This window comes from Pedobacter soli (assembly GCF_900101435.1).
Taxonomy (GTDB): Bacteria; Bacteroidota; Bacteroidia; order Sphingobacteriales; family Sphingobacteriaceae; genus Pedobacter; species Pedobacter soli.
Genome location: NZ_FMZH01000007.1, coordinates 188,825 through 213,222 on the forward strand (window position 1 = coordinate 188,825; position 24,398 = coordinate 213,222).

The 24,398-nt window shown below is 40.4% G+C and carries 18 protein-coding genes; 15 read left to right on the forward strand and 3 right to left on the reverse strand.

Annotated elements, in window-relative coordinates:
• The first annotated feature begins 7 nt into the window (after nt 1-7).
• Both BLR37_RS16330 and BLR37_RS16335 read left to right on the forward strand, forming a co-directional pair.
• Nucleotides 8-3,160, forward strand: a complete 3,153-nt coding sequence (locus BLR37_RS16330; RefSeq protein WP_090770378.1) for a SusC/RagA family TonB-linked outer membrane protein — start codon at nt 8-10, stop codon at nt 3,158-3,160.
• Between the two features lie 14 nt (nt 3,161-3,174).
• The gene (locus BLR37_RS16335; RefSeq protein WP_090770379.1) at nt 3,175-4,566 is read left to right on the forward strand and encodes a RagB/SusD family nutrient uptake outer membrane protein; all 1,392 of its coding nucleotides are present in this window, start codon (nt 3,175-3,177) and stop codon (nt 4,564-4,566) included.
• Nucleotides 4,567-4,725: 159 nt separating this feature from the next.
• On the opposite strand, the gene BLR37_RS16340 is transcribed toward BLR37_RS16335, so the two are convergent.
• Entirely contained in the window at nt 4,726-5,865 is a 1,140-nt protein-coding gene (locus BLR37_RS16340) for a hypothetical protein (RefSeq protein WP_090770381.1), read from the reverse strand.
• Between the two features lie 756 nt (nt 5,866-6,621).
• Between BLR37_RS16340 and BLR37_RS16345 the strand changes: the two genes are divergently transcribed.
• Entirely contained in the window at nt 6,622-7,443 is an 822-nt protein-coding gene (locus BLR37_RS16345; RefSeq protein ID WP_167356627.1) for an RteC domain-containing protein, read from the forward strand.
• Nucleotides 7,444-7,697: 254 nt separating this feature from the next.
• Here the strand turns inward: BLR37_RS16345 and BLR37_RS16350 are convergent, their stop codons facing one another.
• Nucleotides 7,698-9,395: an SWIM zinc finger family protein gene (locus tag BLR37_RS16350; protein ID WP_090770385.1), complete on the reverse strand. Its 1,698-nt coding sequence runs from the start codon at nt 9,393-9,395 to the stop codon at nt 7,698-7,700.
• A 475-nt stretch (nt 9,396-9,870) separates the two neighbouring features.
• A complete protein-coding gene (locus BLR37_RS16355) occupies nt 9,871-12,141 on the reverse strand; it encodes a GH92 family glycosyl hydrolase (protein WP_090770692.1) in 2,271 nt (756 codons plus the stop codon).
• A 283-nt stretch (nt 12,142-12,424) separates the two neighbouring features.
• Between BLR37_RS16355 and BLR37_RS16360 the strand changes: the two genes are divergently transcribed.
• The 12 genes from BLR37_RS16360 (at nt 12,425) to BLR37_RS16420 (ending at nt 24,390) form a co-directional block, all read left to right on the forward strand.
• The gene (locus BLR37_RS16360; protein WP_090770387.1) at nt 12,425-13,297 is read left to right on the forward strand and encodes a DUF808 domain-containing protein; all 873 of its coding nucleotides are present in this window, start codon (nt 12,425-12,427) and stop codon (nt 13,295-13,297) included.
• 1,859 nt (nt 13,298-15,156) lie between these two features.
• Nucleotides 15,157-16,104, forward strand: a complete 948-nt coding sequence (locus tag BLR37_RS16370) for a toprim domain-containing protein (protein ID WP_090770391.1) — start codon at nt 15,157-15,159, stop codon at nt 16,102-16,104.
• Between the two features lie 140 nt (nt 16,105-16,244).
• Nucleotides 16,245-16,640: a hypothetical protein gene (locus BLR37_RS16375; protein WP_143009596.1), complete on the forward strand. Its 396-nt coding sequence runs from the start codon at nt 16,245-16,247 to the stop codon at nt 16,638-16,640.
• On the forward strand, nt 16,637-17,617 hold the full coding sequence (locus tag BLR37_RS16380) for a relaxase/mobilization nuclease domain-containing protein (protein WP_090770394.1): 981 nt from the start codon (nt 16,637-16,639) through the stop codon (nt 17,615-17,617). Before BLR37_RS16375 ends, BLR37_RS16380 begins: the two co-directional genes overlap by 4 nt.
• 46 nt (nt 17,618-17,663) lie before the next feature.
• On the forward strand, nt 17,664-18,293 hold the full coding sequence (locus tag BLR37_RS16385; protein WP_090770396.1) for a P-loop NTPase family protein: 630 nt from the start codon (nt 17,664-17,666) through the stop codon (nt 18,291-18,293).
• Nucleotides 18,294-18,319: 26 nt separating this feature from the next.
• The gene (locus BLR37_RS16390; RefSeq protein ID WP_090770398.1) at nt 18,320-18,634 is read left to right on the forward strand and encodes a hypothetical protein; all 315 of its coding nucleotides are present in this window, start codon (nt 18,320-18,322) and stop codon (nt 18,632-18,634) included.
• Nucleotides 18,635-18,645: 11 nt separating this feature from the next.
• The gene (locus BLR37_RS16395) at nt 18,646-18,957 is read left to right on the forward strand and encodes a DUF4134 family protein (protein WP_090770399.1); all 312 of its coding nucleotides are present in this window, start codon (nt 18,646-18,648) and stop codon (nt 18,955-18,957) included.
• A gap of 30 nt (nt 18,958-18,987) precedes the next feature.
• Nucleotides 18,988-19,299, forward strand: coding sequence for a DUF4134 domain-containing protein (locus BLR37_RS16400; RefSeq protein WP_090770401.1), 312 nt, complete (start codon nt 18,988-18,990; stop codon nt 19,297-19,299).
• Nucleotides 19,296-19,604, forward strand: a complete 309-nt coding sequence (locus tag BLR37_RS16405) for a hypothetical protein (protein WP_090770403.1) — start codon at nt 19,296-19,298, stop codon at nt 19,602-19,604. Before BLR37_RS16400 ends, BLR37_RS16405 begins: the two co-directional genes overlap by 4 nt.
• A complete protein-coding gene (locus tag BLR37_RS16410; RefSeq protein WP_090770405.1) occupies nt 19,582-21,519 on the forward strand; it encodes a TraG family conjugative transposon ATPase in 1,938 nt (645 codons plus the stop codon). The genes BLR37_RS16405 and BLR37_RS16410 overlap by 23 nt, the downstream gene beginning before the upstream one ends.
• Nucleotides 21,520-22,099: 580 nt before the next feature.
• Nucleotides 22,100-23,764, forward strand: coding sequence for a group II intron reverse transcriptase/maturase (gene ltrA / locus BLR37_RS16415; protein WP_090770407.1), 1,665 nt, complete (start codon nt 22,100-22,102; stop codon nt 23,762-23,764).
• On the forward strand, nt 23,761-24,390 hold the full coding sequence (locus tag BLR37_RS16420) for a TraG/VirB4 family ATPase (RefSeq protein WP_208599670.1): 630 nt from the start codon (nt 23,761-23,763) through the stop codon (nt 24,388-24,390). The genes ltrA and BLR37_RS16420 overlap by 4 nt, the downstream gene beginning before the upstream one ends.
• The last annotated feature ends 8 nt before the right edge of the window (nt 24,391-24,398 follow it).

The window sequence follows — 24,398 nt, forward strand, 5'->3', positions numbered from 1 at the left end:
AATAGTTATGAACTATAAAATAATAATAATTTTACTGCTGTTATCCTTTGGAACTAAAGTATACGGACAGCATATTTTCAAAGCTCAGATTAGGGGCAGCAAAAACGCTCCACTCCCAGGCGCACTGGTAACGGACATTTCAAATGAAAAGAAAGTAAGTACTGACGAAAAAGGTAATTTCAGTCTAACTTCTGACTCAGCTGCAATAAACATTCGAATCGGCTATGTTGGATATAAGGTCAAAACCTTAAGGCTTTTTTCTTTTGATCCAAAGCAGGTTGTAATAAACCTAGAACCATTGGATAATCAGTTAGCGGATATTACGATTATAAGTGATGGGTATCAGTCTTTGCCAAAGGAACGCTCCACAGGATCTTTCGTGCAACTGGACCAATCAATTATCAATAGAAGAATTTCTGCAAATATCCTTTCCCGCATTGAAGATGTAACTTCAGGCTTGGTCGTAAACAGAAACCCAGCTGCTGGTGGTAATATAAGCATTAGGGGGCAGAGCACACTTTTTTCAAACCGTGCTCCTTTAATAATCCTTGATAACTTTCCCTATGAAGGAGATTTAAATGCTATAAATCCAAATGACATAGAAAGTATAACAGTTTTAAAGGATGCCGCAGCGGCATCTATTTGGGGAGCAAGGGCAGGAAATGGTGTAATTGTTCTTAACAGCAAAAAAGGAAAGAGCAGTGAGGCCAAAGTTGGAATATTTACCTCGCTGACAATCGGGGCGAAACCAGATATTTATTATCTGCCGCGCATGTCCAGTAGTGATTATATTGATATCGAAGCCTCACTCTTCAATTCTGGGTTTTATAAGGATGCAGAAACATCTCTATCTAATATTGCTATCTCACCCGTTGTTGAGCTGCTTATATCCAAAAGAGATGGTAAAATATCGCAACAGGATGCTGATAGAATGATCGATCAATACAGGGCAATTGATGTCCGTGAAGATCAGCGAAAATATATGCAGCGAACTAGCGTCGATCAGCAGTATTCGCTAAATATCAGTGGTGGGAGCGGGAACAGCCTTCATTTTATTTCAGGTGGGTTTGATAAGAACCTGAACTCAGATGTTGGCAACTCGAGTAACCGGATTACCCTAAATGCCAACCAGGTAAATTACTTTTTCAAAAGAAAGCTTGAGCTAAATACGGCCATCAGTTTCTTACAGGCAGAGACCAATAATAATAATCAAGGGCTGATAGCATATTCTTATGCCCGCCTTGTCGATGGTTCTGAAGGGTATCCAAATGTTACAAGAGGACTACGCGAATCCTTTAAAAATGAAATGGTCAAAAAAGGATTTTTGGATTGGCAATATAATCCTTTAGCTGATATCGATCAAAATAAGAATAGTCTAGTAAATACAGAATTTAGGATCAATACCAGTTTGAAGTATAATATATTTCCATTCCTTTCTGCGAGCATTCTGTATCAGTTTGCCAAGAGTTCGCAGGACCAGTCAAATCTCCAAAGAGAAAATTCTTACTATTTGAGAAACCTGATAAACCAATTTACTTCGATCAATGCCGATGGAAGTTTAACCCGCAGGGTACCTATTGGCGGGATATTGGATGAGTCGATTGGCAACAGTATTAGCCATAATTTACGCGGCCAGCTGGCATTTGATAAATCGATTGGTAGTGACCATAATGTAAGTGCTATTGCTGGCGCTGAGGTTCGGCAAATGGTTACCAATTCTTCCCAGACTAGAGCATACGGGTATAGCGAAGAATATGTGAGAAGCTCAACAGTAGATTATTTGACCAGGTTTCCACTTTCTTTTAATACGGCACAATTTGAGAACATTCCTTTCAGCGACGGGATGAACCAATTAACCGATCGTTTCCTATCATATTATGTTAACGCATCTTATTCATATAAGCAGCGTTATATATTCTCTGCCAGTACGAGGCTTGACCAGAGTAATCTTTTTGGCGTAGATGCTAATAAAAAGGGGGTACCGCTTTATTCAGCTGGGCTTGCCTGGAATATTGCTCGGGAACCTTTTTATAACATTGGGTTTCTTCCGCTTTTGAAACTCAGAACTACGTATGGTTATAGCGGTAACGTGTTCCGCTCCTTATCTGCATATACCACAGCCAGTTATTCAAACGGAACCATTTCAAGCATCAAGCTTCCTTTTGCTCAGATAGAAAGTCCGCCAAATCCCTCTTTAAGGTGGGAAAAGATCAGGATGGTGAATATTGCAGTAGATTTTGCAACGAAAGGAAACCGGATTTCTGGAAGTATTGAATATTACAGCAGAAAAGCGTCCGATCTTTTAGGAACTACCCCTGTTGCAACGTCGACTGGGATAAGCAGTTTTAGGGGCAATACAGCAGATACAAAAGGTTATGGAATTGACCTAACCTTAAATACGCAGAACATAAAGGGCATTGTCGGTTGGAGTACGAATCTTCTTTTTAGTGTTGCGATGGATAAGGTAACTGCTTACCCAGCCGGAAACCTGAATTCAGCATACATTAGCGGTGGACTCCTTCCAGTAGTTGGAAAACCGATTGGTGCAATCTCAAGCTACGCCTGGGGAGGTCTTGATCCCTCGACAGGAGATCCTATCGGTTTTTTGAATGGCGTACCCTCAAAAGACTATACTAAGATAATATCATCTTCGACTTTAGCTGATCTAGTTTACAATGGTCCCGCCCGGCCTCCAGTGTATGGCTCGATCCGAAATAATATTGATTTCGGCCCATGGTCATTTTCAGCTAATATTTCTTACCGCTTCGGGTATTATTTTCACCGGCCTTCCATCAGTTATGGCACGACAAAGGGATTGGGCGGCCATAGTGACTATACCCTTCGCTGGAAAAATCCGGGTGATGAGTCGATTACTAGTGTTCCGAGTGTGCCTCTTGTCGCAAATACGGCCAGGGATGAGTTTTATAAGTATGCTAACGTGCTAACAGAGCACGGGGATAACATCAGATTGCAGGATATCAATTTTTCTTACCAATTGCCAGCTGACAAAACTGGAAAGGTTTTCAGAAGGCTCCAGGTATCGGTATACCTTAACAACTTGGGGATCATCTGGCAGGAAAGCAAAAGCGGTATAGACCCAGATTTTCAGTCCGCATTGCTCCCAAAATCTATAGCATTGGGAATTAGGGGTGATTTTTAATTAAGATTCAAGTTATGAAAAAACAAAAATTATTATCGGATAGAATCAGTATTCCGATCACCATTGCATTGATAATTTCTTTCACCATGTCCTGTGGCAAGAGCTTTCTGGATAAAAAGCCAGATTCAGCATTGGTAATCCCCCAAAGTTTGGATGATTTCCAGGCGCTTTTGGATAACTACAGGTATTTCGTCCAGAATGTCTCTCCTTCTCTTAACCAGACCGCAGCGGATGACCTACTGATAAGCGATGCCGGACTAAAGGCCCTGCAGGCCCACGAACGGGATTCCTATATATGGAGTAAGGATCTCCAAATGTTTTCAGTTGATTGGGACTATCCTTATCGGCAGGTTTTTTACTGTAATATCGTGCTTGACGGAATAGAAACGATCGATGTTTCCGACCAAAATAGAAAAATGTATAATGCAGTAAAAGGGATGGCACTATTTCTAAGGGCTCAGGCATTTTTCGCACTTTCCCAGACCTTCTGCGAGCCGTTTATTCCCTCTGGCAATAATGAATCGCTTGGAGTTCCACTACCTAACACCTCCGACGTTACCAAGCGTTTTGATAGGGGTACTGTAGCAGAAGTGTATGATCAGATCGTTTCAGATCTAACGCAAGCAGTTGAACTTTTGCCGGAAAAAACTGTCTACCTATCGAGGCCTTCCAAGATAGCTGCCAATGCACTCCTTTCCAGGGCATATTTAAGCATGGGACTTTATGAAGAGGCTGGGGCTGCAGCAAATGATGCATTGAACAAATATTCTACGCTAATTGACTATAATGCTTTGAATATGTCTTCAACAAGAGCATTTCCACTAGCCCTTTCGGCCGGAAACGCAGAGATGATATATTATAGTTCGTTGATATTGAATACATTTAGTTCATCAGCCCAAACCGGCGTGGCTCCAGAACTGTATTCCCAATATGAAGTATCGGATCTTAGGAAAAGTGCTTTTTTTATCAATAAAGGAATCGGGATATTAAATTACAGGGGTTCATATTCTGGAGACGCTTACTTATTTTGTGGTCTGGCAACTGATGAACTGTATCTGATAAGAGCGGAAAGTTTTGCAAGGAAAGGAAATATCGCAGCCGCAATGCAAGATTTAAATACATTGCTTGTTAAAAGATATAAAACTGGAACTTATGTAGCAAGAACAGCCCCAAGCGCACAGGAAGCTTTGGCTATTATTCTAACCGAACGGAGAAAAGAATTAATTGGACGGGGAATACGGTGGTCAGATTTAAGAAGGTTGAACCGAGAACCGCAGTTCTCGGTTACATTGAAAAAGACGGTAGATGGCAAGGAGATATCTTTACCTCCGAACGATCTGCGTTATGTGTTTCCAATACCTCTCTCGGAATTGGCCTATCACGATATCCCACAAAATCCAAGATAAATATAAACATAAAGGTGCCTGAATTGGGCACCTTTATGTTTTGCAGTAGCTGTTTGTTTAGCTGATTCGGTGGTTCACGAACCGTTGACAATGCCCGAATTTTGTTTTGCTTGCTTACGTTATCGATCCAGGCTTTTCCTGATGCAAAAATATTTGATGCTAATATCGTTCCTGTGCCAATGCTAACATTTCTCCAAGCTTGGCTATAACCTTTTTGATATCTTCGCCTGCATGATTATAATGTGCATTTCTAACACTCTTTTCTGAAATGGAATCCCGTTCCACAGTACTGAAGTGTCTGGCAATGTATTGGTGGGCGAACTTCGCCCGCTGCCAGATGATAATTCCAGTTTCCATTTGAAGATGCACGAAAAAAGCAAGCTGTTTGACAGAAAACGAAACTTTATAGTTTGCATTCATAATTCCAGCTTCCGCCAGTCCATGATTTACAAACTCCATGGCCCGAAGCATAAGCAATTCTTCCTTGATAAAATTTTTAAGCATTTTTTTGATTTCAGGGTATTCCGAAAACTGCTTTGAATTGGTTTTCCCAAATAATAGCCTAATTTCTTTACGGAATCCGCAGATAGAACTTATTTGTTCATCAAGAGTCGGCTTTTTTTCCACTTCCTGGGATATAAAATTCTTTGTGAACCTGTAGAACTCGCTATGGTTCATTCCATTTTCTATCATGACCTTTAATATCCCAAATTCATCGCGAATGTCATGCGCAATTAATCTGCAGTAAATTATATTCCATGTAGCATGCCAGTAGGCTATCTCCCGATAGTTTGTAATAAGTTTCGTATCACCGATAACCTTCATTAGTCCTGAGAACTCGTCCCGAAATTTTCTCTTTTTTAACTCGTCGATAACCAGCCTGATTTTAGCTTCGATTTTTTCCAGTTCAGTAAGGAGAATAATCTTGGGTAACTTTTCATTTGCATTAAAGAATTTAGGAAACATTTTCTGGGTCCATTCCAAAAAAGCGATCATTTTTGTAATTAATTGCTCCAGTAGTGGCAATATTGTTTTTCTACCCTGATTGCTTTTTTGCGCTTCTGACTGTTGGTAAACTTTGTCAATCAGTATAATTAGGTTTTTTTGGTGAAAGTTAAAGTAGGTTATTATTTTCTTTTTCTTTTTTCCCAGAACTGCTATATCTCTAAATACTCTAATTAAGCGCGAGTATTCCTTGTCCAGACTTTTTGACGACTCAGTAGAGAAATTTTTAGGAAAGGTAGTTTTCGTGATAAGATGATGAAAATGTTCCTCAAAGAAGATGAATTCGTAAACCATACAGATAAATTTTACATCAATTTATCTGGCTTTTATTAATCAGCCAAGGTTTTTACACCAGCAGTATCTCAAGTTACACCAACGGGGATTGCACTAGGACGAACAATCCTTAAGTTGGTAATCAGAATAAAAAAGGGAAAGTGTTATGCCGTTCATTTTGGCAATATCCAAAATCAGCTCAATGGCTGTCTGGTTACGCCGAAAGTATATTTTATCTGCGCCAATTCCGACAGCGTAGTGCTAGATGGGAGCACGAACTGCAGAAGACTTTTTACGAGGAACTGTCTTCATCCGGGCTAGAATGATCCTAGCTGTAAGGATTTCGTCAAGTCCGGCACCTGATTTCCTGCCTGAAATTACGTAAATCGTATCTCATCTTTTGTAATGTTGTTTAACCTTAACTTAAAGGTTGTGCATATTCCTGTTCTATAACCTTTGGAAAACGCGCTTTTTACTGAATTCAACTTTGCTTATAAATTGTTAGGGTTGCTGAATTCAGCAACTCTTCAGCAACTTGATAAGCGTTGTAGAAATTATTTTATTTGTCGAAGTCAAGGATTTTATGCGATTCAAAATATTTGGCGAATAAAGGGAGGGATAGCTTAAATACTAGTTGGCGCACTCGATTGATAAATAGAAAAAAATAAAATTTGTCTATAAACAAGGTCATTGCCTCCTTGTTTGTGGAGAATAATGCCTTATCCAACCTAGAAGAAAAATATGATAAGAAAACTAAGTGCCGATTTGTATCAGCAAATGAAAGCTGATCTCGAAGATTTAAATAGTTCTACATTGCCTAAAAACCAGATGTTAAAGAATGCCATTCTAATTGTGCAAAAATACTTAGATCAGTTGAAAACCCTGGTAGAGGCAAATCCCTTTAAGAGTGAGGAAGAAGAAATATGGTTTTTTAAAACAGAAAAACCTAAGTTCTACAGGTGGCTGATTTTTTATACTGAGCTATTTGCAATTGATAATACAAAGCCAATCAGGGGTGAGAAGGCACTAAAAGAACACTACAATGATCAGATGCGTTACATTAACCGCTTTTTTCGCTTGCATGAATTTCATTACCAATATTTCAGGCTTGATAGCGAAGAGCTTGACCGATTATACTTTCTACGTGGTTCGACCTCTTCCAAGCTTGAAATGAGTCTAGTTCCCAGGGTAGACCCATCCTTTGGCACAGGTCATGAGTATCTTTTTTCAAGTTTTAAAGCTTACGAAATGCTACAAAGATATTTAAGCGATCAGCTCACTTTCGGGAAAGATGGCCGTATCGGAAATAAAAGGAATAAAAAATTGGCCTGGACAGGTGAGATTGTTGATATGATTGAACTTATCTATGGCCTGTGGCTTACTGGCCAGTTCAATGGCGGGAAAGCTGGATTGAGTGCAATTGCCGAAGTGTTTCAACGAATGTTTGAAGTCGATCTGAATAGATATGCCAGTAAATTTTCTCAAATCAAGCAGCGAAAGGGTATGAGCAAAACTAAGTTTCTGGATCAAATGCGCGATGCGCTGCAAAAGCAAATTTATGACTGGGAGGGAGAAGTTGCAGGCAAAAAGAAGCTGTGATTTAAACAAACTTATCAAATAGATTTTTTGATTTTGTATTGGATGAGAGGCTCCATGGGTTTTTACCCCTAGAAGAAATATGTTTTCAATCAAAGGGAAGCTGAAAGGGCCATGCTATGAATTAGTCATAACTCAATCTGACAGTTGCGATAAATCTAAAAATGTAACAGCGATTAGTATTATGACTAATTCAAATCAATACCGTTCTATATGTTATTTATTTTATCGAGTAAGTTCATTTAAATTTAGAAGAATTAACTGGCTGATGATTTTCTACCCACATATCTCACGAATAAATTGGCCCATCTCTCATAAACCTTTACTCTGTCTTTTATTATAAGCATTAGATTTTCCACCCCATATTTCAATGCCGCTATTTGATAAATTTTTTCCAATATTTCTTCAAGCTCAGCAGGATTATCCAGGTTCAGCCTTTCATCGCGGCCACTATCAATTTTGGTAATAAGCTTTCTCATAAAAGCTTCTGCCGAATATAAGATTAACTGATTTGTATACAGTGCAATACTGTCGTAATCTGCATTTTCATCCAGATATGCTAGTAGTCCCTTAAAATCCCCTTCTGAATTTCGCAGCGCCAGAGAAAAATCTGCAGCATTTTTGTTAAAACTGGCAAGCTGCCTTGCATTTGCTAAAACCTGATTTCTCCATTTTTTAAATTGGGCATCATGTTCAATATTAGAAATAACAAAGGTATAATTATCGAAGTCAGGCTTGTGCAGCAATTCCCTTGAAAGAACTCCCACAAGTTTCTCATCATCTTTTGTTTGGGTGTAAATCCGTTTCAATCTTGAAATATAATCCAAATCGTAACGGGAATCGGTATTTTGATTGATTTGCTCAATACAGTAAGTTTCTGCAGTATTCAATTCTCCGAGCTCGATTAGTGCATCTATCAGTCTAATGTTATAAACAATTGCGTGCCTGATTGGACGGAACATATCCTTATATTCAGGGAAGTTTTTATTGAATACAACCATGTGCAGCAACAACTGCAATAATTCTTTTGAATCCTCTACTCGTTCGTCTTTCCTAGCCCGATAAATTTCAGCTATAATACTTACTATCCTATAGCGCATCTGGATTGAACTTGAATTAAATATATTTATGAATATATTCGTGTATTCCCGACGAATCCCACCATAACCATCAAGAAAAAATTCTTTCGAAAAATAAGATAGACACTTTATGCAGGTCTCCTCATCTCGAATATTTAAAATAACCTCTTCTATCTGGGTTAAAACCTGTTTGAAATAGGTCTCAAATCTTTTGCTACCGGTTAGTATACGATATTTGTATTCAATCACAGTGTCAATTATGGTATGAACCTGCTTAAAATATTCTTCATTGGCGGGCTCAGCAAAATATTGATCCAAAATTGGCTTATGAAGCTCCATCCACAGATCGATGATCTTTTTTACTTCAAAAGCTTCGGCTTTTCGTCTTTTACCGATTACTGCCTTTACCGCATCATGTGTTAGCGCAATAACTTCCTCTGGAGTGTAATTCTCAGATTTACCAGAGAATTCATTCATGAAAGCAATACTCAGATCCTTGTTTTTTTTTAACGTCTTTAAAATCCAGTCTCTAATTTTCTCGGGATCAGCTTGCTCCAAGGCCTGTTTTACAGGGTCGATCTTTTTGGTGGCAGTGATCTTAGCGGCTGGTTTTATACCTTTGGCAATAAAAGCTAAAAGTGCAATCTTATGCTGGCAGAATGAGAAAGCGCTTTTACATTCACAAGTAGAGTTGATCACAGTACCCTTTTCTAACTGTATCCTCACATCATAGCTTTGATCATGTTCGTCAACATAGGATTCAAAATCACTAGGGCTAACCTCATCACACTCTCTGACTGTGCACCGCTGTGATTTTTTGATCAACTCACTATCCAATTTGGTTTTAAAATTCTTGCTGGTAATTTCCTCTTTCATTCTTCAAGTACAGATGTACTCAAAAATAGGTTTTTCAATGATATTTCATAAATGCAAATCCCGGTACATTAAAAGTACTAGGGGGGATTAACGGAATGTCTTGTACAGAAGTTGATTCTTGCCCACTTTTGCCGAAATCGAAAATTTACATGTAGCGTGGTAAACCAATTTAGCTACCCCTGTTTTACCAATTTCCTGATGTGGAGAAATCGGCTATAGGCCAGTAGATTATTCCTTACTCATTTTTGGTGAGAAAGGGGCAATGCCTTCTGGTTTTATCATCAAAAAGGGTGATAGTTGATTGCCTAACCTGGTTCATATTAAAGTCAGTTTTTAATATGCGGAGAAACCGATAGTTAATACGCTATCGTCCAGAATGTAATAAATAAAAATGGGACATATTTTTGACTAACATATCCCTTTATCAATATTATTGATTTTTATCTTACTGTATTTTACTACTTAACGAATAATATTATTTTCCAGGCATTATAAAGGATGGAGGAACCGAGCTTTCTGAAGATGCCCATAGTTTATTTGGACGCTTGCCCATGGTGAGTTCTAATTTTCCACCTTGCATTAAATCTTCGTGGGAAAACCAGGATTTGTTCCAGATCACTCCATTAAGTTTTGCAGACTGGATATATTTGTTTTCGGGTGCGTAATTCAAACATGCTACTTCGAATTTTTTGCCGTTTCCAATATCCAGTTTTACATTCGCAAAGGTTGGGCTCCCGATAACATACATGGGGAGCCCTGGGGTAATTGGATAAAAACCCATTTGGGAGAAAACGACAAAAGAGGTTAATCCGCCGCCGTCTTCATCACCCGGAATACCCATCAAATCATTACGAAACCACTGCGCAAGTAAGCTGCGTACACGTTTTTGGGTACGCCAGGGTTGACCAGCATAGTTATACAAATAGGGAATATGCATGGCCGGTTCATTGCCCATTGAAAACTGTCCGACATTGCCGGTATGATCTGGTAACTGCGAATAAAAATCGAACCTACTTTTGCCAAGCGGGGTATTGTACATTTTCTCCAGCTCATCAACAAAAGCCTGTTTCCCTCCAATCATTTCTACCAGATCGCCCAGATTGTGCAAGACATCCCAGCGGTAAAGCCAGCCATTGTTTTCATCATATGTTTCCCTTGCGCCCAATCCGCCCGAAAACCGGTAATCCAGGGGCTGTATAAATTTGCCATCTATATCTTTTGGATGAAAGAATTTGGTATCTTTATTAAATACGGTATGGTAGCTTTTACTTTTCTCTAAAAAGTCTTTCGCCTCATCGGTTTTGCCCAGTTGTTGCGCAATATTGCCCAGACACCATTCATCGTAAACAGTACCCAGAGTAACCGCTATTGGTTGACGCTTCTCAAAACCATGAACCTCCGGTGCAGTTTCCTTTTCCCCGGGAGGCAATGCGGGGAAATATCCCTTGTCTTTAAAAAACTGATCCAAGGCACCTGCTTTTTTTGCTGACCAAGGAGATAAAGTTTTTTCGGTAATACCAGCCTTGCAATATTGATAAGCCTCTTCAAGGTTAAAACTTCGAAGTCCTTTGTTATAGGCATCGATTATTGTCGCTACACCGTGATTACTGTTCATTCGGCGGCTATCGCCCGTAACTTCGGGGAAAGTTGGCATCCAATGATCATCCATTTGCTGCGCCATACGCAGGTAGGAGTTGATCATGTTGCTTTCCATTTTCGGCTCAATAATCACCCGCAATGGGTGAGTTGCCCTATAGGTATCCCAAATCCAATCATCAGTAAAGAAGGGAATTCCGTTATCATTGTGAACTTTTCCATCAAAGGCGCTGAAATATTTTCCATCTTCGGATAAGCTGATCATGCGCTCATAGGTACGGTAAAGCGATGTGTAAAAAATGGTTTTAGCCGTTTCATCTGTGCCCTCGATAGCAATTTTGCCAAGCGTAGCATTCCAGATATTTTTTCCCCTTTGCGCTACTTTGTTTAGCTCGTAATCCTTTATTTCACGGTTAAGGTTTAGCCTGGCCTGTTCGGTGCTAATGAAAGATATGCCATAGTGTGCTTTGATCTGTTTAGTATTGGCGGGATATTTTAAAACCAGGTAAGCGTTTTGGCCGGCAGCGGTTGGGTCTTGAGTATCGATAGCTGCGCCTTTTTGTTTACCCGATTCAAGTGGTAACAAATCAGTTTCAAAATAAATATAAACTTTGGTATTGTTACTCAGTCTCTGAAAGCCACTCACTACATTTTTGTTTACTGCAAGTTCGCCATTTCGGGTATTTAAAATCAGGTATGGAGAGCTTGTTTGTGAAAAGTTAAGTGCATAAATTCCCGATTGATGAGAAGGGGCAAATTGCACATTAATACCATAGTCATCCAGATCTACCTCATAATAATACGGCTTAATTATTTCATTATCGTAACCGTAGGCCAGGGTATTTTTAACGTTTTTCAAATCGCCCTGAAATGGACTTAAGTTAAATGCCGAACTGCCACGGTGGCTCGTAATCACTAGCGGCAAACCGTGGATGGTATTCACGGTAAAATTATCACGTTCCGGATAGACCCTTAACAAACTATTGGGTAAATGCACAGTAGGGTAGGTTGGCACTAATAAATGACTGATGTTGCCGATGTAGGGGTTAACGTAATCTACCGGTTGTTTTTTTACTTGAGCCTTTGTCGCACTAGTAAAAAAAGGAAGTGCTAAAATGCAGCACAATAAAGAGTAGCAGTATTTTTTCATATATAAAATTTCAACAGAAGCCCTCAAGCCTAACATTTCTGAATTCGATGCTTCCATCTTCATTCAATGATAAATTTATCAGTTCGGATAGCCTATTTAATTAGGAAAGCAAGTTAGTAAAACGATTTATTAAATTTGTTAAAAAATAACCTCTTTTTGCTATACGTAAGCACTCACTATTTTTTGTTGAGTTGTGTAAGTCTGACCAATGAATAATCTTTTAATGTTTTTTCTTTCGGAGTAAGATTGATTTGGTATTTTGCAGCCCCAATTAGATAAGGATATGGCTTCAGGTTTTTTTGCAATTTTAGACGATATAGGTGCTTTGATGGACGACGTGGCAGTGAGTGCTAAGGTCGCAGCTAAAAAAACAGCTGGCATATTGGGCGATGATCTTGCTGTTAATGCCGAAAAATCTACAGGCTTTTTATCCTCAAGAGAGCTTCCTGTGCTTTGGGCTATTACCAAAGGATCACTAATCAATAAGCTCATTATTGTACCAATTGCGCTTTTGCTAAATGTGTTTTTTCCGGTTGCCATTAAGGTAATTTTGGTACTGGGTGGGATATATCTGGCTTTTGAAGGAGTTGAAAAGGTTGTGGAATATCTTTTTCATCGTACAGCAGGACCCGATGAAGCTGCTGAAGAGGTTATAGAAGAAACTGAAAACGCAGAGAAAACTAAGGTCAGATCGGCTATAACAACTGATTTTATTCTCTCCATAGAGATTGTAATTATTGCCCTGGGCAGCGTGCTTGAAGAAAGCGTGACTTTGCAGGTTGTAACAGTTTCGATTATTGCACTTTTGGCCACAATAGGGGTTTATGGCATTGTAGCTGTTATCGTTAGAATGGACGATGCAGGTTATAGGTTAATTAAGCGTTCTAATGGAAAAGGAGCAATTGCATCATTGGGTAAATTACTGGTTTCTTCGCTCCCTATTGTAATAAAAGTTTTAAGTGTAGTAGGTACAATTGCACTAATCCTTGTTTCAGGGGGGATTTTTGTGCACAATATTGAATTCATGCACCACCTTTTGCCAGGTGTTCCTTCTATAATCAAGGAATTTGGTGCAGGCTTAGTTGTTGGTTTGGCTTCAGTTGCCCTTGTAATCGCCACTAAAAAAATCATTAAGCTTTTTAAACGCAAAGCTTAATATTTCAAACCAAGTAGTCCAGCTACGGTTTTCAAATCATCCCTTTCTTTTTTGCTAAGCAGTATCTTTAACTAGCTAGGGCAGTTTAGCCTGTGCTTTATTTTTTGTACAGTTTAAGATAAAGTCATTTTATGGCTCACTAAAATGTAATGTTATGCTCGTGCTAACAACTCCTACTTTTCAACTTCTGTTCGGAATGTGCGATTTGCTTAGGCTTCCAGCGCCAAATCTGTTTGAATTTATCTTTTAAGTAGCTCTAAATTGCTCTCAGCCCCTCTTTTTCATACAGGATAGCATTAGAAAGAAGTTTCGTAAACATTCTTATTCACATTGATAATTATCAAAAACTATCTGTTTTTTGTAGTATTTATAATGCAATTAGTTTTAATTTTGTTCAAATGGAAAGGGCAATATTTATATTTTGCGTTGGCATATTATTGTTGCTTGAGTCAAAATTAATGGCGCAAGGCACTGTAGGGGGGTGCTTAGTCCCTGCTGAAGAACGTGTTTATACGTTTGATGGTGGCGGCAGTGTATATGATCCCAATTTTTTTATTGATCTATCAGCAAATTATTGTTCCTGGAGTCCAACTTCTGGTACGGTTTGCAATATTTGTGATCGGGCGCTTAATGGGGGGGCAATTGTCCGGGACACATATATCAGGCTCAGGGAATACAAGGGGTTTTTACCATGCTGGCTTGCCCAATAGACGATTATCTTCTACCCTTGATTTTTACAGCAGCAGGATTGGGCTTTCTTTCTATAAATAAACGAAATCTCTTGATTGATTTGACTAATTCCCAAAGGCATATCGAGTAATTAAAATCATCCAAAGTAAACGAGCAAAATAAATCAACAATAAGAAACTATCGGATAGGATAGGGAACCTGATGCATTAGGTATTTTTATATGGTATCTACCATGATTCATTCCATATCTCCGAATTTTCAGCCGAAACCCATGTGTCTACTTAACTGTGTAATTTGAAAGTTCAACTGTCAAATTACATACTAGTGATCACTATGGTGATCCTGAATCAAATTGCCAAAATTTGTTATCGTTATTGCTTTTTTTAATGAAGTCAAGAGAAATTGCGTACGCTGACTGCATTACCCTTGCTGCTACAAGCAAATAATAAAGTTCATTATCTAGCTATAGTCACTTTTCGTTGGTGAAAAGGAGTATTTACCCTTTTAATACGGTGTTATGGTTTTTGATGGCAAAATTTTTAAGGCGATGAGAAAAACAAAACCATGAAGGTGGAAAATTTAATTCCAGAGCTGTAGTTAATCGTGCTATCCAGGAAAAAAATAGCTAAAAAATGAAGGTTTGAGGTTTAAAAAAGAATAATGGCCCGTTCCATATTGGAAGAATATTGGCTTTGCGGGAGATGAGGGACGATTTCAAAATAAATCGTTAGTGATCGCCATATTGATCCTCAAAGAAAAATAGTTAGATGTCGAAACTTTGTGCTGCACGCCCAGGAAACGTTTGGCTTCCCGGCGCAGCCAAGGTCTTTGACGTACGGGAACGAAACATTATCCTGCTAACACGGGAAATTTTGCGAAGCCTTGATCATGCAAGGTGAAAGCGCATTGGCAGACTTATAGAGTCCAGTTTGTAGAAACTGAGGTGAGTAGTTCCGAAAAAATAAATTTGGTACAACCAGAAAAATGGGCAGGCGCGTTACTAGCGCTTCTGCCCATTTTTTTTGTACCTCTGTTCTGCTTATAGTTAGAGGCAATCTTCTCTTGGAAGCATTCGATTTTTATCTTTTTGCTGATGACTTTGATCAACTATTCTTTTCCACAAAAAAACAACCCCTTCACTAAATACCAGAGAACTAACAAAGCGCATTATGGAAGAAAATAAATATGATCTTAGCAAGATTAGGGAAGAAACTGACATTGTAACTCTGCTTTCTAAATTAGGCTACCAGCCCCTTAAGCGCTCTGCAGGAGAGCTTTTTTATCTTTCTATGCTTCGCGATACTGATACTATGCCTTCATTCTGCGTAAATGAAAAGCTTGGCATCTGGTATGATCATGGCCTGGCAAAGGGTGGAAATGTAATTGATTTTGCATTGAGCTATTGGCCTGCGCTTTCTTTCCGGGAATCGATAGGTAAATTATTAGAAGTCTATGGAAACCCTGATTCCCTACCACTCAAAACTCGGTCAGCTCAGATAGAAATCCCCTTAAAACATCCTTCTTATTTAATTAGAGAGATAAGAGAGCTTGGTGGTAATCCCGCTATTAGCAATTACTTAGCGCAAAGAGGAATTTCAGCAGCCGCTGAAGGATTTATTAAAGAGGTATACTATAGCATTAAAAAAGAGAATGGTGATCGCAAAGAACTGTTTGCAGCTGGGTGGCAGAATGATCTAGGCGGATGGGAGGTAAGAAACAGCTTGTTTAAAGGCTGTCTGGGTAAAAAATCAATGAGTTTTATTTCAGCAGATCCACATAAGCTTGCCGTTTTTGAAGGGATGATGGATTTTTTAAGCTGGAGAATTGAATACCCAGGAAATAGTGCAAGCGCTTTGATTTTAAACTCCGTTTCTTTTTTAAAACCAGCAATAAAAAAAGCCAGCGAATATTCAAATGTTGATATATTCTTTGACCATGATCCTTCAGGGAGAAAGTCAACTGAGGAGTTTTTAACAAGCGTTCACTACAGCAAAGACTGTTCTGAAATTTATGAAGGATATAATGATTATAATGAAAAGATCCAGCATAATCTGGGGAGAAATACCAGCTCCGCTTCATCTAGATTTGCTCCCCCATTGAATTCAAGCCGGCGCTAGATCAGCCAAATAGCCAAACAAGCATATTTCTAGGATCCCGTTTGGTGCATCCCAATTTGAGATTCAAATGATCAATTTGGATTAGCAAGCCGAAAAAAAGAAGGCCTTTGATCTAACAATTATTTCTTAATCTGCGTTTTATGAACCAAATAAAAAGATCTGGTCGCCGCGGGAACCTAGTACGCTGTTACCTGAGTGATCATGAGTATTCCAGACTTCTTGCCTTTGCCACCCCAATGGGCATTACCATCTCAGAACTTATCAGGCAAGAGATTATTTATGGGCAGATGCTGGACGTAAACCCAGCAGCGCTACTACAGGTATTTACCCAAATTGGTGCTGATTATTCCCAGATAAATGCGCAATTGCAAAAAGTAAGCGAAGCACTTAAGCTAAAGCCAATTGATGAGGTAAATGAAGAACAGCGCTTTCTCCAAAAGATAATTGCCCGTGAGTTTGAGGCAGTGACCGAGTGCCTTACCAAAGCCATCAGGATGATGATGATTAGAATGAACCGCAAAAGAAACAGCTTATGAACACCGTAGTACGCCTATTTACTAAAGCTAAAGGATTTCCAGCGGTAAGCTATAATATGGAGAAAGTGAATACCGGGGTGGCCGAGCTATTAAGCGCTCGTAACATGGAACTATTAAAGGCTTACAGCTTTATTCGCACAATTGATATCGAACATTATTTTGGCGCAATCTCCTCGCTAAATGCAAGAAGTCATTTCGATCAGTTTCATGCGGTGTTATCTACCAAAGGCAGCCAAATAGAACAAAAGGTATTTTTAGATATTGCACACAAGTGGCTAGAGGCGATGGGCTATAAGGAGCAACCTTACCTGATTTTCTTACATAAAGATACCCCTAACCGGCACATTCACATTGTGTCTACCGACGTGAGGATAGATGGGAGTAAGATATCTGATTCTTTTGACCGCATGCGCGCGGTCACTGAGCTAAACAGGATCTGCGGGGTGGATGAGGAAAAGCTATTTAAAGATGATATTTCCCGGCTAATCAAATACCGCTGCAGCAGTACCGTTCAACTAAAGCTCTTATTTAACCAAAAAGGATACCGGTTCTTTAGCCATAAGGATAATTTTCTGGTGCGTAAATACGGGAAGACTTTGCTTAGGATTCGAAGGGATGCGCTGCTGGAGGGACTTTCTGCGGCCAAACCAGACTATAGAAGAACCAAGGAAATACAATCTTTTATTTCCAGCGCTATACTTATTCATTGTAGACGCCCTGAACCCATTTATCAGTTAGGGCCTGGTGGATCCTGGAGGAAAATAATCGGCTATAGGTCCGATTTAGCTGATTTTTTATTATCAGCAGCTAATTTAGAGGTGGTTTATCTTTTTTCAAATAAAACCGTTACCAGCTTTGTGCTAATCGATCACCATTTGGCTCAATTGTTCGCTGGTGAAGAGCTCATGGATTTGCAGCGCTTCATTGGAAAGGTAACCCAGGAGCCACTTATCTCGAAACTGCAGCATCAGCGTTAGACTTAAACGCAAATCACTTCTAATTATCACCGCTAACATTTTCATTATGGTTATTGCATTTGGCAACATTAAGCCAGGAACGGGTAAGAGTACGCTGCTTTTACTCCTAGTCAGTTACCTGGCCAGCAAAGAAAAAAAGAAAATTTATCTTATCGATATGCAGGTTGGGGGCATGCTTGGACTCCTTTTTGAAAGATCAGCCATACTAGAGCACCAATTGCCTTTTGAATACTATCATTGTGATTTATCGCATTTTGAGCTTTTATATGCAAGGCTTGCCGCTGAAAATGATGCTTATGTTTTCATCGAACTTCCTTCCAGTATGCATGACGAGCGGATCCTTGGTGTAATCTTAAAGCTGGATCTTTTATTTTGCCCATTTTGTTACGACAGGCCGACCCTGAATTCAACCATTTATTTTGCCAGCCTCGCCAAAAGAATTAAAACAGACCTCTCACTGGTTTTTCTACCCAACCGCATTGTCAGCTCAGCGGGTTATGAATTTAAGCTGGAAATCGATTCCTTATTGCGCCAGATTTCCCCGTTGAGTACTGGTATTGGTGAGCATATCGGTTTTCAGCGCATTAGCTCCCTTAAATTGGATTCCCAACTGATTGAACGCTACTGCGCAACCCTGGATCTGATTTACTCGCTTTATCTCACTAAACAAGCATAGCAATTTATAAACCTAATTTTTTTATTATGACCAATTGGACCCCATTTATTTATGGCCTTGGCGCAGTTTACCTGCTTTATTATCTGGCCAATCTCGCTTTTGATCTCTTGAAACCCAAGTTGACTGGCACTAGTGAACCTTCGCTAATGATCTCGCTCGCCGATTTAGAAGAGCCCATCGACGCTTCAGTTTATAGCCCTGAGCCCAGCGGGAATGCGAATGGGCCCCAGGAGCTGCTAAGCTCGGGAGAGATTCGCAGTTCAGGCGGAGTACTTTTTGGAGAATTAATGGAGCTCGCAGCTAATGATGCTATCCTTTTCACCAGGCAGATTCCTACTTAATTTCTAGCCCTATGTACTGGAATGGAATTTTACCCTCTTTACGCATATTGATTGGTATTAACCGAACTACACTCTTTTTGCAGGATCCCCCCGGGATCAGGGAATTTTACCAGGCCAGCTCTTCCATGCACGGCTATTATTATAGTTTTTCTGATTTGAGTCTGGTGCTGGGCGCGATCGTTGGCATGCTCGGAGGACTGCGGGTATTTTTGAACTGGCAATCTGGCCGGCACCATATCGATGCTCAGGTGATGGGCTGGTTTTTTTCTAGCCTTTTTCTTTTACTCTGCTCGGTATTCCTTCGCGCGCTCTTTGGTCTGTAGTTGATTCTTTAAACCTTAAACTTTAAAATTATGAACAAGCAAAAAACAAAAGTATTATCGATCTCTTTTGCCTCCCTATTGTATTCGGGCTCCCTCTACGCGCAAGGCGGAGGCACTACCGGGATCAATGCCGCAACCTCTTCACTGGCCAGCTACGTCGATCCGGTAGGGAATTTGATTTTAGGCATTGGCGCGGTCGTTGGGCTCATTGGTGGGGTAATGGTGTATATCAAGTGGAATTCTGGCGACAGGGATATCAATAAAGAAGTGATGAGCTGGGGAGGCTCTTGCCTTTTTTTGGTTTTGGTTTCGGTGGTCATCAAAGCATTTTTTGGCGTATGAACGCTCCGCAAACCTTTCCAGTTTATAAAGGGCTCCAGAAGCCCTTAAGCTATAAAGGCCTTAAGGGAAAATTCATCGCCTGGGGTGCGGTAGCACTTGTCGGTGGGCTCATTTTGGGCGGAACTACCGGCGCTTTTATTAATATGTACCTGGGTGCTGCTGTGGCCCTTGGTAGCATCGGCGTGATGCTTTATTATGTGCTTTCCCAGCAAAAAAAGGGATTGCACAGTAAATCCAGGCACAATGGAATTTTCATTCAACCCCTAAACATCAATATCCGTTATGAAAACAAAGAAAACCTTTGAGCTGCCTTATTGCGGGATCACAGCATCTGCAGACATGGACCTGCTTTACGGGGAGCGTGGAGATTTTTCGGTCATTATTGAAATGACCAATCCAGTGCTTCAGTATTGCGCTGAAGGTGCCAGTTATCTTTCCTTTCACCTTTTACTGGTCAATGTGATAAAAATCCTAGGCGAAGGGCATATTATCCAGAAGCAGGATATTTTTTCTGCTATGGCTTACCAGGCTAAAAAAAGTGATGAATTCTTGCAGCAGAGTTATTACGATCATTTCCAAGGTAGGTCATACAGCAAAATCACAACTTACCTGACACTGACCCGGCAGATAAAAAAAGGGAGTTTTTATGTCTATGATCCAAAAGCCTTGGCTGATTTTAGCTCCAAAGTAACCAAGGTGATTGATTTACTTCATCAAAATGGCCTTGAACCAGTGCTACTTAAAGAAAAGGAAATCAACACGCTCATCAAGCGCATTCTGGCCATGGACTTTTCCTCCGCGCACATTTCCCTTAACAACCTAAAAGCCAAAGCGGATGGGTTGGAAATAGGAGAAAAACAAATCAAAAGCATTTCGCTGATCGATATCGACGCAATAGATCTTCCCATGAGCCTTGGCACTTTCAAAGAGAAGACTGATGGAAAGGCTTTTAATGGCTTTCCTTTAGATAACCTTTACTTCTTGCATCAACTTCCCAGCTACGAATGCTTAATTTATAACCAGTTGCTGGAAATTCCACCACAAGGGCTAACCTTAAATAAGCTTTCCCTGAAGCGTAAACGCCATGCTGGCATTCCCGATCCTGCAAACCAAATGTGCGTGGAGGACATTGATAAATTGCTGGTGGAAGTTGCTAGGGAAAACCAGCTGCTGGTCAACGCACATTACAATATGCTATTGTGCGCAAGAAGGGATGATATGGCTAAAGCCGTTAATTATATTGAGTCTTCGCTTTTCTCCAGCGGGATTATTCCCTCTAAAAATGCCTACAATCAGTTAGAGCTATACCGCTCAGTATTTCCTGGAAACGGGGTATCGCTAAAAAGCTATGATTGGTATCTGTTAAGCTGCCAGGCGGCGGTATGTTTGATGTTTAAAGAAAAGCTTGCGGAGAGTGAAAAGAGTGATTTTTTGATCCACTTCACCGATAGGCAGGGTATTCCTATTGGTATAGATCCAGCTGATCTGCCCATGAGAAGCGGAAGGATTTCTAATCGCTCAAAATTCGTACTGGGTGGATCAGGATCAGGAAAATCATTTTTTATGAACGCACTCATCCAGCAGTATATGGGCTATAATATGGACGTGGTTATTGTCGATACTGGGCATTCTTATAGTGGCCTTTGCGCCTATTTCAACGGACGCTACCTCACCTACAGCGAAGAGCATCCCATTACCATGAACCCTTTCGCCATTTCACGCCTTGAATATAATATTGAAAAAAAAGACTTTTTAAAAACGCTGATTTGCCTGCTTTTCCGCGGAGCTCAGGGAGAAGTATCCCAGGTAGAGGATACAGTAATTTCCGGGGTGATTTCGGCCTACTATGCCCAGTATTTTTCAGCTGAAGCCCCACCTCCTTTAAGCTTCGATTCTTTTTATGCGTATTCACTGGAAAAAATAGCAAAGATTAAGCAGCAGGAACGCGTGAGCTTCGATCTGGATGAATACCGCTATGTGCTTAAAAAGTTTTGCTCGGGCGAGGAATTTGGAAGCCTGCTCAATGAAAAGGTGGATGAATCTTTATTTTCTGAACCCTTTATCGTTTTCGAAATCGATGCGATCCGCGAGCATAAAGTACTCTTTCCTATTATCACACTGATCATTATGGATGTTTTTTTGCAAAAGATGCGCCACCGTAGCCAGCAGAGAAAAGCAATTATTTTAGAAGAAGCGTGGGTGCGACGAGAAGTTGCATAAGTGATTGTCTGGCACTATGACCAGACCTGTTGTTTCGTCAGCAGTAACCTATCGGCACATGCATTACTGGTAACGGTTTTGTATGAAGCTGCCGAGTAAAAGAGCCCTTTCGGATGAAGGAGCATAAGCCGTGAGGCTTAGCAACAATCTTTAGTATCATAAGATTGGGGCTCAAGGTTGAGTGGTATGGCTAACATAAGTGAACTGTCGATTGAACCATCGTAACTTCGCACTAGCCAAAGATACTGATAGGCTATAACCCAAAAGGGAAGCAGTCGGTTATCCCAGTCCAAGCATGGGATACACGAACATTAGCACTGCCGGTGGATAGACAGAGCCTAACCCATTCATTTGTCACTTATGTAGAACTCGGTAAGCCCGTACCGTTCCTGTTTCAATCAGGAAAGCGAACCGCAAGGTAAGCCGATAGCGGTGCGGGTATAAGAACGCGGAAAAAGCGAAGGCCATCCTGTAATGGGCTGGATAGGGGTTTCAATGTCACCCCACGCGAAAGCGGGCAGACTTCCGTATGGTAACTTATTACAATTAACTATTAGAACTTTCAAAAGGAGGAAAGCAAATGAACGTAATTGAAAAATCGTGTGCGCCTTCTGATCAAGTTTCCCACTGGAACAGTATTGACTGGGACAAATGTGAATCAGAAGTTAGAAAGCTACAAGTTAGACTTGTAAAGGCTCAAAAAGAGTTCAGACATAACAAAGTGAAAGCTTTGCAATGGCTACTGACTCATTCGTTTTATGCCAAAGCTTTGGCAGTAAAGCGGGTAACCTCTAACAAAGGTAGGAATACGGCGGGAGTGGACAACAAATTGTGGTCTACCCCAATTGCTAAATTTCGGGCGATCAACGACCTGAAAAGGAGAGGTTATCAACCTCAACCGTTAAAACGGGTTAATATTAAAAAGAGCAATGGTAAGGAGCGTCCTCTGGGAATTCCTACAATGAAAGACAGGGCAATGCAGGCATTGTATCTATTGGCCTTAGAGCCAGTCGCTGAAACAACAGCGGACGGACCATCATATGGTTTCCGCAAGGAACGTTGCGCCCAGGATGCATTGCAGTTTGCGCATAGCCTGCTATCAAAGAGTTATTCTCCAGAGTGGGTACTTGAAGCCGATATCAAAGGATGCTTTGATCACATCAGCCATGAGTGGTTACTTGCTAATGTTCCGATGGACAAAAGCATTCTCCAAAAATGGCTGAAATGTGGTTTCATCTTTAAGAATGAGCGCTTTTCCACTCACGAAGGTACTCCGCAAGGTGGTATCATCTCACCAACTCTGGCCAATATTGCGTTGGATGGATTGCAGTCATTGATTGCAAGTAAGTTTAAAATCAGAAAAGTCAACAAGGTGGTAATTGTACCAAAGGTAAAATTGATCCGCTACGCTGATGATTTCATTATCACGGGTAGAACTAAAGAACAATTGGAAACAGAAGTGTTGCCGTTAGTTAAAGAATTCCTTGCAGAAAGAGGTTTATCGCTTTCACATGAGAAAACCAAGATAACGCATATTACTGATGGATTCGACTTTCTAGGCTTCAACATTCGTGAGCATGATAATGGATCTGTTATGACTTCACCATCAAAGGCAAGTCTTTCGAAACTATCCGAAAAGATTGGAGGCATTATACGTGCTAATAAAACCAGTCGCCAGGATGTTCTCATTAGGCAATTAAACCCCGTAATAACTGGTTGGGCGAACTATTTTAAAACTAGTGCAGCCTCAGATACCTTTAGGAAAGTTGATTTCCTGATGTTTCACAAGCTATGGTCTTGGGCATTAAGGAGACATCCTAAAAAGGGGAGATACTGGATTTCAGAAAGGTATTTCCGCAGGATCAAGAACAGAAACTGGTGTTTTGCGACTGATACGCCTGGATACAAAGGAACAAGCGAAGTCTTTTCCCTTAAACGAGCGTACGACTTTAAAATACTCAGACATATTCAGATCAAACAGGATGCAAACCCTTTTGACCAAGAATGGGAACCTTACTTTCAAAAGCGCAAAGTGTTTAGAATGCTTGAAGCTTTGGATGGTAAAAAGACCCTGTTAGCATTGTGGTTGAAGCAAGACCGTAAATGTGATTTATGTGGTAGGGATATCAATGCGGATGATGAATGGGCTATTACCAAACGCAGGTTTGGTGAAGACATTCGCATCACATTGGTACATAAACCTTGCCGCAGAAGCCACGACCAACTCAAGTTGAGGTTAACATGAGCCGGCTCATATATATGGGCTTTAAGTTGCTTGAGCCGTATGAGGGGAAACTCTCACGTACGGTTCTTAGGGGGGAAAGCGGGAGTAATCCCGCCGACCTACCCGATAAGGCGATCGCTTCTCCATTAATGGCATCTTACCTGGTTTATATGTATAAAACAGTACGTAAATTCTGGGGAGAGGCCATTGTGGTTACTCAGGAACTCGGAGATATTATCGGGAATGCTATTGTAAAAGATAGTATCATTGCCAACTCAGATACCATCTGCCTTTTAGACCAGGGTAAGTTTAAAGAAAACTATGCCCAGGTATCTACTCTGCTCTCACTAAACGCTGCTGAACAAAGAAAAATCTTCACCATCAATGCCCTGGATAATAAATCGGGCCGAAGTAGATTCAAGGAAGTGTATATCAGAAGGGGTCTTGTGGGAGAAGTTTATGGGGTAGAAGTATCGCTCCGGCAGTATCTCACATTCTCAACCGAAAAGCCTGAAAAGCGGGCATTGGAATACTACATTTCCAGGGAGGGATCCTTTCATCAGGGGCTCGAATCCTTCATTGCCGAAATGGAGTCTTCGGGACTTTCTTTAGATGCTTTTGTGAAAAAAGTTAACCATTCACTTTAAAATTTTAG